This window comes from Thermogemmatispora sp., assembly GCF_019683755.1.
Taxonomy (GTDB): Bacteria; Chloroflexota; Ktedonobacteria; order Ktedonobacterales; family Ktedonobacteraceae; genus Thermogemmatispora.
In genome coordinates this window covers 1-13,180 of the sequence record NZ_JADGHT010000107.1, presented here as the reverse complement: position 1 = coordinate 13,180, position 13,180 = coordinate 1, and the positions used below count along the sequence as shown (strand labels likewise).

Here is a 13,180-nt window from a genome sequence, read left to right as displayed (position 1 = left end):
GAGAGAAAGCAGTATTTAATGCATATGCCTTGCGCTTGACAAGCTCTTGCGCATTCGGTTATTCTCGAAGAAAGTTTTGTTTCTGACCCACTGAAGAAGAGAAGAGCAGAGCCGAACTTGCCATCTCACAACATCGCTCTCCAAACCCGGGGTGAAGAGCGTTATGTCCGCAACTCATAAGCCATCGCTCCCGACATATGGGCTTTCTCTACTAGTAGATTAGATCTATAGATGTATATTTTTACATTCCATTCACAGGTCCTCATACTCAACCGGCCAGGCAGGGACGGCTGGCGGCGGAAGTCTATTGGACTGGAGGGCTGCTGAGTGAGAACAGCGGGGACAACACAATGGAAGAACTACTCAGTGAACTTAACCTTACAGTACTGGCCAGCTACTGTACCCTCGAACTGGAGCGCATGCGCCGGCATGAGGCAGCAGACAATGGTTACTGTCTGGAGCTATTTCGCCGCGCGGTTGAGCAACAAACCGACCAGGCCTGGACGCTCCTGCAGCAATGCTTGAGCGAGACCGTTCGCCTCTGGCTGCGCACTCATCCTGGCACTAGCCAGGCCCTCCAATACGACTCAGAAGAAAACTACATCGCTCTGACCTTCAGCCGCTTCTGGCAGGCAGTCCAGGAACATCCCCCTGAGTTTCCAAGTTTGAAGGCCGTGCTGAGCTACTTACATGCCACCCTGAACGGGGTCATCATAGATGTACTGCGCAGCTATCAACGCCGTCAGGAGATCACCCTTTCCCAACCGGAGACCTCTCTTCTCCATAAGCCAGAGGAGGCCTTTGACGACGAGGAAACCGACCACACCTGGGAGTCGATCTTGAGCCTGCTACCCCATGAGCGCGAACGACGTCTTGCCTACTTGCTTTACTACTGCGGCCTCAAGCCCCGAGAGATCGTACTGCGCTGCGCCGATGAGTTCAATGATATCAAGGAAATCTACCGCCTTAACCATAACTTGATCGATCGCCTGCGCCGCAACCGCGAGCGCCTTCGCTGGCTGTTGAGTATTGACTAGCTTGTAGCTCGCGGCTTGCAGTTTCCCCCATACCACCTATCCCTAGGGCGCAGCCGATGCCACTAACTACTCAGGCCCGCCAGCCTTTGTTCTCAGTCAGCGGCTACGATTAGTTCGGCTAGCCATGTCATCTATCCATCCATATCGTCCACGCCGATATACCTGCTTGCCGCTTATCAGCGCGTACTACAGATCCCATGTGGCTAGAACCAGGCCCCACGGGCTGAGGGCTGGCCTGCAAAGAAAAGACGCGCAGAACTGGGCGCTCAGTTCTGCGCGTCTGGCTGTGTGGCCCAAAGTGGGGTGGGGTATGGCGCCTGTAATGCGATGAGTGAGAGATAGGCCTTTTCTGTCTTCACACTTACCTTCGTTGATAATCTGCCACTCACTCGTCATCCAGCAGACTCTGCATGATCAGGCCATTCATATCGGAAGAAAATACATGCTGGCCTCCCATGCAATAATAGAGTACATTCCCACGCTCGTCAGTGACCGGGATCGATTCGGTCTCTGGATCAACCAGAATAATACCTTCTTCATGATCCTCTGAGCAGTGGAGGTACTTGAATTGCTGGATCTTCATATTTTTCTCCCTTTCGTTCTGTTGCTTCACCAGTGCATCAACCACATTCTCTCTGGCGCCACTCGTGAGTCTACCGAGAGAATTTCCAGAATCCAACATTTGACCGGTCAGAGGGAGAACAGTACTATCCCCCTTTGAGAAGGACGTTGCTACCCACGAACTGACAGAAAAGCGGGAAGAGGAGGCCAGGCCCACTCAAGAAGTGGCAGTCGCCCAGGCTAGCTTATCACTAGCAACTGTTGCCCGAGAGGGCAGTACCGTTCCTTGGAGAGGGCCAGCAACAAGCAGGATCGCAGTCTAGTCTAGCCTGGTGGTCGAGAGAGGAGAGGCCAATCTGATTACAGCCAGCCGCCCTTAGCTGGCGGAGGCGGACAAAACAAGCCGGAAGAGTCCCCTACTGACGGCAAGAAGGGTCGGGCCTCAGAGGACCAGGTCAGCGACTATCCCGGTCTGTTCTTATCTCCATGCTAACGCTTATCCCTCAGCGGCTTCGCCGCGCTGCAGGAGATCGCGCAGGACAACCGCATTGTTATGTTCGCTATCCCGCGCCGAATAGACCAAGGTGAGCGGCCCACGCTGGGCCAGCTCCTGGAGATGGACTAAAGCTGCTCGCGCTGCTGCATGATCGCGCAGCTCCTGCTCATAGCGTCGGCGAAACTCAGCAAATTTCTGAGGATCATGGGCGAACCAACGGCGCAGCGCATCGCTGGGAGCAACCTCTTTGAGCCAGAGGTCGATATGGGCCCGCTCGCGTGAGAAGCCGCGTGGCCAGAGCCGCTCGACCAGTACCCTTGTGCCATCGCCTTCCGCAGGCTCCTCATAGATACGCTTGAGTCGAATGACTCGTGCCTCATTCGCCTTTGACATCGCTGTCTTCTCCTTTCTAGCCTCCGCTGCCCTATCTATCGGCTCATACGCCGCCGTTGTTGGCCACGAGTAGCTCATAAAGCCGTTGCTGACGGGCAATGGCTTGACGATAGCGCTCACCCCGTGCACGGTCGGGTAGTAGAGGTGCCGCCAGGGGCGGAGAGATCTGAGCTACATCGGGCAGGAGTCCAAGCGATTCCAGGGCCAGCAAGGCTACCCCTCGGACAGCAGCCTCACGTACACGCAGCGGATAGAGAGGCTCTCCCAAGACATCAGCAATGATCTGCTGCAGAGTTGGAGAGCGTAGCAAAGCGCCGCCGCTGCCGATAATTTGCGTCCCTGCCTCACGTAGCTGCGGCTGAGTATTGAGACGCTCGTAGACAATGGCTAGACGATAAGCCAGGGCTTCCATCGCGGCCCGTAAGAGATCTATCGGACGCTGCTTCAGATGCAAACCGGAGACGGTCATGCGTGCCTCGGTATGCCAGCCAGGGCTACGCTCGCCCGCCAGAAACGGCAGAATGGTCAGGCCATGACTATCAGGTGGCACAGCCGAGACCAGCGGCTCCACTTCGTCCAGTGGAGGGAGACGCAGCAGCTCTGCCAGCCAGGAGAGGAGATTGCCCCCTTCGCTCAAGGCTCCCCCCAGCAAAGCCCGACGGGCATCCAGCAAATAGAGCCAGAGGCCAGGTGGCGGCTCAATGTCACCCGCTGGTACTGTGACCCGCAGTGCGCTGGAGGTACCGATAGTTAGAGCGTAACGTGCAGCCACCACACAGCCCGAACCAACGTTCGCCGCGGCCCCATCCCCAACGGCAGGGAACCAAAGCACATCTTTCAGCAACGGCCAACGCTGGGCATAAACAGGACGCAGCCCTTGCAGGGCATCGCGCAAGTCACCAAGCGGTGGAAACTGTTCGGGGCGCACTGCAAGAGCCTGCAAAAGTTCCTCATCCCAGCTTAGACTACGCAGATTCAGCAGACCTGTGCCCGAAGCCATTGAGAGGCTACAAATAGAGCGCCCGAGCAGACGCCTATGCAGGAACTCCCCGAAAGAAAGCCACTGCGCACTTTGCTTGAGAAGCTCCGGCTGTACTTGCGCCAACCAGCGCAGCCGCGCCGGCCAGTAGCTGTTCTGCAAAGGCGCCCCTGTACGGCTATGAATAGCTCGCTCGTCAAGGGCAGCCCGCAACTCGCGCGCCGCCGTATGAGCGCGCGTATCCTCCCAGGTGATCAGCGGCAAGAGAGCCTGCCCTTGGGCATCAACAGCGATCAAGCTATGCCAGAAGGTGTCGGTCGCTACTGCAGTGATGGTGTGGGCAATGGCGCCCGCCGCCTCTAACACACCATCGATGGTTCTGGCCACCAGCTCCACGAGCCTATCACCGTCGATGCTAGCTTCCCCCTCACCCGAGGTGCTGAGCTGATAACGATACTGCGTGAGCGTCCCTGGCACAGCTTCGCCTCGCGCATCAATCAGCATGGCACGCACAGAAGAGGTTCCCACATCAATGGCCAGTACTGTCGGCTCGGCCAAGGCCTCTCTCGATCCGGCACCTTTCACGCTTCCTACGCTCCTTCTTTTCTAGCTTATCTTCCACTGTCTTCCCTTTGGTGGGAGCAATTGTGCAAGCAAACGAACAAGCCTTGCGGCAATCCTAAGCCGCAAATCGCAGGCAGGTCGCGCACGAACGGCAACCGCGTTGCCCTTCCCCCAGGCGGTGCGGTGCACCAAACCACCTTTCCCCTATGTTGACACGCTGCAGCGGCCGCGAAGTTGGCCAGATTTCCTGTTCTTCCCGTGTATCAGTTCGATCATATCATACGTTTCAAGATGCCGTGCCGTGCTCTACCCTCCCCCCATCCACTTTTGTCAAGAAGGCCGCGAGGCAGAGGAGGAATGCGACTCTGCTGCCGCCGGGACAAGAAGAGATCGATGTCTTATAATAGACTACAGCCCCTGGATGGATTCCACCTCTGGCCCAGAGAAAGATCACGCAGAAGGACTATTCGCATGAGCACGACCATGAAGCAGCCGGCAGAAATCCGACGCCGCGTAGAGGATTACGATCTGATCACCGGGCGCGCCCGCTTTGTGGATGACATCAGGCTGAATGGACGCCCGCCCATACTGCACGCGGTTTTTGTGCGCAGTCCCTACGCTCATGCCACTATCGAGGGCCTCCATCTCGATGAAGTGCGTAGGTTGCCAGGCGTGGTAGCGGCTTTCAGCGCCGCTGATCTGGCAGAGCTACCGCCCATCTTTGCTGTCCCTGTGCCCGGCGTCAAGCGCCCGGAGAAACGACCTCTGGCCCAGGAGAGGGTTCGCTATGTCGGTGAGCCAGTAGCGGTCATTGTCGCTGAGAACCTGGCCATTGCCACCGACGCTCTTGATCTGGTCGAGGTCGACTACGAGCCTTTGCCGGCGGTCAGCGACCCCGAGGCCGCGCTAGCCCCTGATGCTCCCTTGCTCTATCCCGAGTTCGGCAGCAATGTAGCCTTTGAGATGCCGCTGAAAGCTGGCAACGTCGAGGAAGCTTTTGCGCGCGCTAGCCATGTCATCCATCTGCGCCTGGAGAATCAGCGCCTGGCCCCTTCCTCGCTGGAGAATCGCGCCTGTCTGTTTGATTACGACCCCGAGACTGGCCAGCTTCACGCCTGGCTTTCGTCTCAGGCCGTCTACCAGGCTCATCAGGTGTTGGCGGAGGCGTTAAGGTTGGATCATCGCCGCGTGCATGTGCACAACGCCATGAGCGGTGGCGGCTTCGGGGCCAAGACGCGCCTCGGTGGCGAAGAACTGGTCTGTGCCGCCCTCGCCTATCGACTGGGCCGTCCGGTGAAATGGATTGAGACGCGACGCGAGAATCTGCAGGCCCAAACTCACGGGCGTGGTCAGATCAACTACGTGGAAGCAGCTTATCAAGACGATGGCCGCCTTCTGGCCTTGCGCCTGCGCAATATCGCCGATCTGGGCGCTTTTCTCTTGGGCATCACGGCCCTTGTGCCCATCCGTACACCGCGCCTGGTCTGTGGAGCTTACCAGATCGAGGCTGTTGAGAGTACTGTGATTGGCGCCTTCACCAATAAGGTTCCAACTATGGCCTACCGCGGCGCGGGCCGTCCCGAGGCGACCTATATCATCGAGCGCGTTATCGATCGTATCGCTGCCGAGTTGAACCTTGATCCAGTCGAGGTGCGACGGCGCAATATGATTCCGCCGGAGTCTTTTCCCTACGAGACCGTCACCGGTCAGCGCTATGATAGTGGCAACTATCAGGCCGCTTTCTCCCGCCTGCTGGAGCTGGCCGATTACGAGGGCTGGCGCGCCCGGCAGCGCGAGCGTCGCGCCTCCGGTGATCCGCGTCTGCTTGGCATCGGACTGGCAACCTTTACGGAGATTTCCGGTGATGAGGGGACTCAGCCACGTGAGGCGGCGACTGTACGCATTCGTCGTGATGGTACCGTCCTTGTTGAAAGCGGCGTCTCTTCGACTGGCCAGGGCCATGTGACCGCCTTCACTCAAATCGCTGCTGAGGTGCTGCAGGTTGCCCCAGAGCAGGTCGAGGTTCGCTTGAATGATAGCCACCTGCCCGCTTTTAGCATCGGGACCTTCGCTAGCCGCGTGACCCAGATGGGCGGCTCGGTGGTCTTGCTGGCAGCTCAGGCAGTGCGTGAGAAGGTTCTGCGTCTGGCTTCGCATGCGCTGGAGGCAGCCCCCGCAGATCTGGTGCTACAGGACGGGCGAGTGATGGTCCAGGGAACCCCAACACGTTCTGTTACTTTCGGCGAGCTGGCTCGCCTGGCCGAGGAAGAACCTTCCTTGCTGGAGCCAGAACCTCCTGACCCGCTGAGCGGTCAGCCAATCACCGGCCTGGCTGCCCGTCGCGATTTCGCTGCAGGTCCAACCTTCTCTTTCGGCGCGCATATGGCCGTCGTCGAGATCGATAGCGAGACCGGCGAGGTCCATCCCCTGAGCTATGTGGCCGTCGACGACGCCGGGCGCATTCTCAATCACACGCTGGCAGAGGGCCAGCTACACGGTGGCCTGGCTCAGGGTATTGGTCAGGCTCTCTATGAGCAGGTGCTCTACGATGAGCATGGCCAGCTCATTAGCGGCACCTTGCAGGACTACGCTCTGCCATTGGCGACAATGGTCCCTCCTTTTACCAGTGATTTCGTGGAATCGCCTTCTCCCAATAATCCACTTGGGGCCAAGGGAATCGGCGAATCAGGCACCATCGGCGCCCCACCGGCTATGGTCAATGCGGTCCTCGATGCGCTGGCTCCTTTCGGTGTCAAGGAGATCGATATGCCGCTGACGCCAGAAAAGATCTGGCGCACCCTGCAGGCGGCTCGCTCTTCAAGCTGAGCAAGGCTGAGCAGGGCCCTGGCTCGCAGTGCTTCCTTGCTGGCTTACTTGCCTTACAACAGTGCTGGATAAGCAAAGTGAGCAGGAGCACGAGACGACGCGCTTAGTCCCTCTGATGGGAGACGCGTGCTCGCACTCGCGCGTCTCCCGCTGCTGCTCTGCTGAACAGAGTCAGGTTGGCAGCCGCGCTAGTGCTCCTGCTCGCTGCCCGTGCCAGCCAGCTTCTAGCTCTAGAGAGGCGGCTCCGTCGGTAGCGGCGTCTCCGGTCCCACGAAGCTATAGATCAGCAGGCCAATGAGAGCAAAAAAGAAGATCACAGCAAACCAGCCCCAACGGCCAAGCTGCGTTGCTCGGATCAGTGCCCCAACCCAGGCGATCAAGTAGAGAATAGCCGCTGGGATCAACAGAACTGGCGACAGAACGATCAGCAGCGAGGCCTCCCCAGCAGTTGCCTGTGGATTGGCCAGGATGCTAAAGAGCGGCACTAGCAACATCAGTCCGCCGATAATCCACAGTGCTAAACTGATCAGGCAGAGAATACGAGTAGTGGATTTCTTCATCTTCCCTTGCTCTGCTCAGCCAACGACGGTTTGCCTGTTGGCCTTTCTAAGAGAAGCATATCTCTGCATCTCTCTAGAGAGGACGATCAAGAGAACTATTAGTTAACGGTATCTATTGTTATCTTGCGGAACTGCTTCTGAGAAAAAGATAAAAGCCAGACGACAGGGTCTGAACAGTAGTTTCATCCTCTGCCGTCTGACAGCAAACTGGCTATAGAAGGCGCCTCTATGAGGAATAGCTCAAGAAGGATGCGGCAGCGAGTCCAGATAGCGCTTGAATTGGAAACGGTTCTCTAGCAGGTCTAGATCGAGCCGATACGAGACCGGACTGCTCGCCTCCACTTTGGTCACCAGGGTTGTCATCACTCGGCGTGTTAAGGCCTGAGTCACTGCCGTGGAGAACTGGACAGGTGTTTCCGCCTTCATCACGAGCGGTATGCCAGCCGCTCGCGCCATCGCCGCCAGATCGCTGCCGCTGGCGGTCGCCGTAGGAAAGCCCCCCACTGAGACCAGGCTCTCATTGTCAAAGACAATGTGTAGCAAATTGGAGGGCCGATAGCGGGCCAGCGTTGTGAGTGTGCCGAGATTCATGAGCAGAGAGCCATCGCCGTCGAGGACAATCACCTGCTGCTCGGGGAGCGAAAGAGCCAGGCCCAGGCCTACCGATGAGGCCAGTCCCATTGAGTGCTCCATATAGAAAAAGTTGGGCCGATGACCAAGGGCATAGAGTTCAGCCGCGACTGCCCCCATGATCGTGACTACAATGCACCGTTCTAGCTCAGGATAGATCTCGCGCAGGGCGTCAGCGCGTAACATGTCATTCGCTCCTCTTTGGGAATTCTCTCATAGATTGCCCTAAAAACACTTTTCCATTTTTGCTCGGCTGCAAGGGACAGTGATCCTAGCTTTCCTCATCTTCCCAGAGCACTTCTCGGGTCAGCAGAACAGCCACCGGTTGCAGGGCCGAGAGGGCCAGCGCCTGAGCCTCCTTGAGGCGCCGGGCCGCATCATCTTCACGACGCAAGCAGTAGTAGGGAATCGTGAGCGCGCGCAGCACCGGCTCCGTGACCAGGCCTCCCTGCGTTTGCCAGGGGTCCCTTTCCCCCCAGTGACCGCGATAGCTGATCAGCAAGAGCACGGGGATCTTATAGAGCATGGCCAGCGAGACCAATGGGTTGATGGCCGCCAGAAAGCCATGATTCTGCATCACGTGGACCGATGGGACGCCGGCAAAGTAGGCCCCTGCAGCAATGCCGATCGACTCCTCTTCTCTCGCTACCTGTACAAGGCGCATCTCCTGATCGGCTTCAATGAGATGGAGTAAGGGTACAAGCCAGGTTTCAGGTAAGGTGGAAACCAGCTTAATACCACAAGCCTTGAGGGCCGCATAGACGCGGCGCGCGCCAGCCAGTGAAACTGGCATCGTTGCTTTCCTCCTCTCTGAAAGTGGTGTCTGAAAAGAGAACAGCGTTGCTGGCATGCATGAGCCTTTTTGAGAGGCTCGTGCCTGGTGCTCCGGCTTGCTTTATGGCTAGTATAGAACATTGATGTAGAGCAGACCAAGCGGCAGGGAGCCACAAGGCAGCCAGGCGCCAACTGGAAAAGCAGCGGCCTCTGTGGCATACTCCAAAGAAGGAGCCTCCGCGAGCATTGCCAAAGAGAAGGGGAAGCGCTGGGCCATCGCCGTTCTTTCTTCCTCAAGCTCAGACAGGCAGCCAGCAATACAGATACAGAGGTGCAGAGCAGGTAGCTTCCCATATGGTACCGTTCCCGGGCATGACTCTCCTCACGGAGTAGGTAAGCTGGCTGGCCCTGGCCGGCTCAGGGTGATGATCGCAGCGAGGCATGTTCCAGTGATTGTGCATTTCCTTGGACAGGAGAGGATCAGCCGACGATGACTGAGTTACTGCAACAGCATCCACTGGCCGGCAAGCGCGCCGTAGTTACAGGAGCTAGCAAAGGCATCGGTCGCGCCATCGCTCTGGCCCTTGCCGAGGCCGGGGCCGATGTGGGCATCTGTGCACGTAGTGCTAGCGAGCTGGAAGAGCTTGCAGCTCAGATCGAAGCCAAAGGCCGGCGCTGTGTCTTTACCACTTGTGACGTGACCGATCCTGCCCAGGTCGAACGTATGGCCAACGAACTGCGTAACGGCCTGGGAGGCGTCCACATCCTTGTCAACAACGCTGGTATTGCTGGCAGTCATAAATTTCTAAACCACCCCGATGAACTCTGGCACCGGTTGCTGGCCGTTAACCTGACGGGCGTCTACTATGTCTGCAAGGCTTTCGTGCCGACGCTGATCGAGCAACGCTACGGGCGCATCATCAATATTGCCTCGATCGCCTCGCGTGTCGGCGGGCGCTACATTGCCGCTTACACGGCCTCGAAGCACGGCGTTCTTGGCCTGACACGCGCCCTGGCCGTCGAGCTGCTCCCCTACAACATCACCGTTAATGCTATCTGTCCCAGCTACGTCAATACACCCATGACAGACGCCAGTGTCAGCAACATTATGGCCCACACTGGTATGAGCGAGGAGCAAGCGCGTCAGGCTCTAGCACGCAGTAGCCCTCAAAATCGCCTCATTGAGCCAGAAGAGGTAGCAGCTATAGCAGTCTTTCTGGCCCTGGATAGTAGCAAAGGGATTAACGGTCAAGCCATTAATATCGACGGTGGCGGCGTCATGTCTTGAGTGACACCACCGTCATTTGGGTTCCGGGCAGGCCACATCAGCGCTGATGGCGCCTGCCCCCTTAATCGGCGCTTGATCTCTTGCCCGCTTGACAGTATATTAAGGAGTTTCGCCTATTTTCCTGCCGTGGACTCATTCCTGCCGCTCAGCCAGTCAGGCCCTCAGTAAGGCTGATGCTCCGACTGCTCCGTGCTGTTTTGCTGATTACCAGCCTACCTGCCAGCAAGGTTGACGCTGCTCATCTGCATCTGCTATCCTGAAAGAAGAAGCGCCTGAAAGCGCGCAAATGCCTGATCTCCGCAGGCACCCGGCCCGGCGCCTTGCAGCCAACCGCCACAAGGCAACACACGCAAGCAGCAGCTAATCCTGCGCAGCTATCATCCATCTCCGCCAGCTAGCTAGAGAAGCAAGGAGCCATCATGAGACATCTTGCAGCAGTGCTTGCCGCCTGCAGCCGGGTTCTGATCGCAGGTATTCTCTGGATAGGCGTTCGGCTCTTTCACAAAGTCGAATTTCACGGCCTGGAACACCTGCCCGCGCGTGGGCCTGTTTACTTCGCAATGGCCCATAAACGCGACGTCGATCCAATGATCGAGGTTCCCACAATCCTGGCTCGTTGGAACTGGCGAGCCGTCACCCGAGACGTGCTCTTTGCCATTCGCAGCGACGCTTTCGCGCCGCGCTTTCTCAGCCGCATTGTCCCCGAGCCGGCATGGTTTTCGCGCCTCCTTGGGCTGCTCTCACTGGGAAGGTTCCTCCGTTTCATTGGCCTGCGCCCGATTGAGAACATCCACTTGCGCCCAATCGAGCTATGGCTACGGAACGCTCTGCAGAGCGAGGGTGATCGTCCAGCGGGCGAAATCCTCAATCCGGCCTTCCTTCAGCAGTGGGCGCGCAACACCGGCGAACAGGAGCAGCGGTTAGCCGCTGCTCCTTTATCGCGCCTGCTTTCCTGGCATTATCGCAGCCTTCTGCGTCGCCTTAGCGGTGCCGAGATCTTCCAGCCCGAGGTCTATCGGGGTGTCAAGAACCAGGTCCTAGAGGAATTGAGGCAGCAGCTAAGCACCCTGGCGGCCTGGCTGGCCCGCGGTGGCTCACTTTGGGGAGCCCCAGAGGGTCAACTCTCACCTGATGGTCGCGTTGGTCCGATTACTGCGGCCCCTCACCGCCTTCTGCGGGGAGGACCACCGGAGACGCGCGTTGTCCCCATCGCCATCATGTACGATTTCATGACGGTGCGCCGCCGCAAACGGGTCTTTGTCAGCCTGGCACCGACCATTGAGCGCGCTCCCCAGCTTCCACAACGCGAGCTGTACGAGCGGCTTCGCCGCGCCTGGCTGCTGAGCGCCCACTTTACTTGCACCCAGCTCGCCAGCGGCTTCCTTGTCCAGCGCAGCAAGGAAGGTCGCCCCTCTTTCACCCTGGATGAGTTGGTCGCAGCCATTAATCGCCAGGCCTTGCAGTTAAAGCGTGCTGGCAGGCATGTCGACCGGCGCCTGCTGAAGGCCCGTAGTGTACGCCGGCTGGCCCGCTACTATCTCAAGTACGCTGCGCGCCGGCGGCTGGTGCGCCGGACAGGGCGACGTACCTGGAAAGCGACAATTGGCAGCCTCACTATCCAGGTGGGACGTGGCGAGCCTGGCTATCGTCAGGCCCCTCTGGCCTATGCCTGGAACGAGCTTCAGGACCTGCTCAGCGTTGGTATCGCCGGCTCGGCCTCCGTCTCCGCCTCTGCTGCCAGTGCCGCTCACCCCAGCGGTCAGGCAAGCTGAGCCTAGGAGAAGAGGCAGGCGCCAGTCACAGCCATCTTAGAGACAAGAGAAGGGGCTGAGGTACAGGCTCTGGCGCCCGCCTCTTGTTGATTATGCCTGCGGCAGGCGTTGCTCACGTAGCAGCAGGCGCGCCAGCGAGCGCTTATGCACCTCGTCAGGACCGTCCACAATGTGCAGGGTGCGCCCGTGGGCCCACATCGAGGCCAGGGGGAAATCGTCGCACAGACCCGCCGCGCCGAAGACCTGAATCGCCCGATTGACAACATTGGTGAGTACTGTGGGCGCGACAATCTTGATCATGGCAATTTCCTTCTGCGCCGCTTTCTTGCCCAGGGTATCCATCATCCAGGCGGCCTTGAGGGTCAGCAGGCGCGCCTGCTCAATCTCAAGATGCGATTGGGCAATCCATTCCTGGATGACACCCTGCTCCGCCAGCGGCTTGCCAAAGGCGACGCGTTCCTGGGCCCGACGACACATCAGCTCGAGCGCATACTGGGCTGCTCCGATGGCCCGCATACAGTGATGAATACGGCCCGGCCCTAGACGCGCCTGAGCAATGGCGAAACCGCTCCCCTCCTCCCCTAATAGGTTGCTCGCCGGCACGCGCACGTTTTCAAAGCGAATCTCGCAGTGGCTTTCGTTATCCAGATAGCCCATGACCGGCAGGCTACGCACAATGGTGACACCTGGCGTGTCGCGCGGTACCAGAATCATGCTCTGCTGGCGATGCCGGTCAGGATTGTGGGGATCGGTTTTGCCCATGACAATCAAGATTTTGCAGCGCGGGCGCGCCGCTCCCGAGATCCACCATTTGCGCCCATTGAGGACGTACTCATCACCTTGACGCTCAATAGTCATTTGGATATTGGTGGCATCCGAGCTGGCAACATCTGGCTCGGTCATGGCAAAGGCTGAGCGGATCTCTCCCTCTAGCAGCGGTTTGAGCCATTGCTCTTTTTGCTCCGGTGTGCCGAATTCCGCCAGGATCTCCATGTTACCGGTATCGGGAGCCGCGCAGTTGAAGACTTCCGAGGCCCAACTGACGCGCCCCATGATTTCGGCCAGCGGAGCATATTCCAGGTTGCTCAGGCCCGGCCCATAGCGCGGGTCGGTCATGAAGAGGTTCCAGAGACCCTCGGCCTTCGCCTTCTGCTTGAGTTCGTCGACAATCTCTGCATGGTGATGGGGATTGCCCGAGGCCTCTATCTGCCTGCGATAGGTTTCTTGATTGGGGTAAATATAGCGCTCCATGAAGTCAAGGAGACGCTGCCGTAGTTCATTGACTCGCTCAGAGTAGGTA

Annotated in this window: 11 protein-coding genes; 4 read left to right on the top strand and 7 right to left on the bottom strand. The window is 58.5% G+C overall.

Going from position 1 to position 13,180, the window contains the following annotated elements:
* The first annotated feature begins 350 nt into the window (after positions 1–350).
* Complete coding sequence (locus IRZ24_RS09285) at positions 351–1,037, top strand: hypothetical protein (protein ID WP_297162952.1); 687 nt, start codon at positions 351–353, stop codon at positions 1,035–1,037.
* A gap of 385 nt (positions 1,038–1,422) precedes the next feature.
* Here IRZ24_RS09285 and IRZ24_RS09280 read toward each other — a convergent pair whose 3' ends face one another.
* The 3 genes from IRZ24_RS09280 to IRZ24_RS09270 form a co-directional block, all read right to left on the bottom strand.
* Positions 1,423–1,620: a hypothetical protein gene (locus IRZ24_RS09280; protein ID WP_052890818.1), complete on the bottom strand. Its 198-nt coding sequence runs from the start codon at positions 1,618–1,620 to the stop codon at positions 1,423–1,425.
* A 474-nt stretch (positions 1,621–2,094) separates the two neighbouring features.
* Positions 2,095–2,487: a DUF488 family protein gene (locus IRZ24_RS09275; protein ID WP_297162949.1), complete on the bottom strand. Its 393-nt coding sequence runs from the start codon at positions 2,485–2,487 to the stop codon at positions 2,095–2,097.
* Positions 2,488–2,530: 43 nt separating this feature from the next.
* A complete protein-coding gene (locus IRZ24_RS09270) occupies positions 2,531–4,051 on the bottom strand; it encodes a gluconokinase (protein ID WP_297162947.1) in 1,521 nt (506 codons plus the stop codon).
* A gap of 450 nt (positions 4,052–4,501) precedes the next feature.
* Here IRZ24_RS09270 and IRZ24_RS09265 point away from each other — a divergent pair, with 450 nt between their 5' ends.
* Positions 4,502–6,856: a xanthine dehydrogenase family protein molybdopterin-binding subunit gene (locus IRZ24_RS09265; protein ID WP_297162944.1), complete on the top strand. Its 2,355-nt coding sequence runs from the start codon at positions 4,502–4,504 to the stop codon at positions 6,854–6,856.
* A gap of 230 nt (positions 6,857–7,086) precedes the next feature.
* Here the strand turns inward: IRZ24_RS09265 and IRZ24_RS09260 are convergent, their stop codons facing one another.
* The 3 genes from IRZ24_RS09260 to IRZ24_RS09250 all read right to left on the bottom strand — a co-directional run bounded on the left by IRZ24_RS09260 (position 7,087) and on the right by IRZ24_RS09250 (position 8,839).
* Positions 7,087–7,416 carry a hypothetical protein gene (locus tag IRZ24_RS09260; RefSeq protein WP_297162941.1) on the bottom strand — a complete coding sequence of 110 codons (330 nt, stop codon included), beginning with the start codon at positions 7,414–7,416 and terminating at the stop codon, positions 7,087–7,089.
* 240 nt (positions 7,417–7,656) lie between these two features.
* Positions 7,657–8,232: a thiamine pyrophosphate-dependent enzyme gene (locus IRZ24_RS09255; protein WP_297162939.1), complete on the bottom strand. Its 576-nt coding sequence runs from the start codon at positions 8,230–8,232 to the stop codon at positions 7,657–7,659.
* Between the two features lie 85 nt (positions 8,233–8,317).
* A complete protein-coding gene (locus IRZ24_RS09250; RefSeq protein WP_297162936.1) occupies positions 8,318–8,839 on the bottom strand; it encodes a thiamine pyrophosphate-binding protein in 522 nt (173 codons plus the stop codon).
* Positions 8,840–9,310: 471 nt separating this feature from the next.
* On the opposite strand from IRZ24_RS09250, the gene IRZ24_RS09245 reads away from it, so the two are divergent.
* Together IRZ24_RS09245 and IRZ24_RS09240 are read left to right on the top strand one after the other, a co-directional pair.
* Positions 9,311–10,108 carry an SDR family NAD(P)-dependent oxidoreductase gene (locus IRZ24_RS09245; protein WP_297162934.1) on the top strand — a complete coding sequence of 266 codons (798 nt, stop codon included), beginning with the start codon at positions 9,311–9,313 and terminating at the stop codon, positions 10,106–10,108.
* 419 nt (positions 10,109–10,527) lie between these two features.
* Positions 10,528–11,880: a hypothetical protein gene (locus tag IRZ24_RS09240; protein WP_297162931.1), complete on the top strand. Its 1,353-nt coding sequence runs from the start codon at positions 10,528–10,530 to the stop codon at positions 11,878–11,880.
* Between the two features lie 90 nt (positions 11,881–11,970).
* Here IRZ24_RS09240 and IRZ24_RS09235 read toward each other — a convergent pair.
* Positions 11,971–13,180 (bottom strand): acyl-CoA dehydrogenase family protein (locus IRZ24_RS09235; protein ID WP_297162928.1); only part of this gene is annotated, 1,210 nt, incomplete at its 5' end.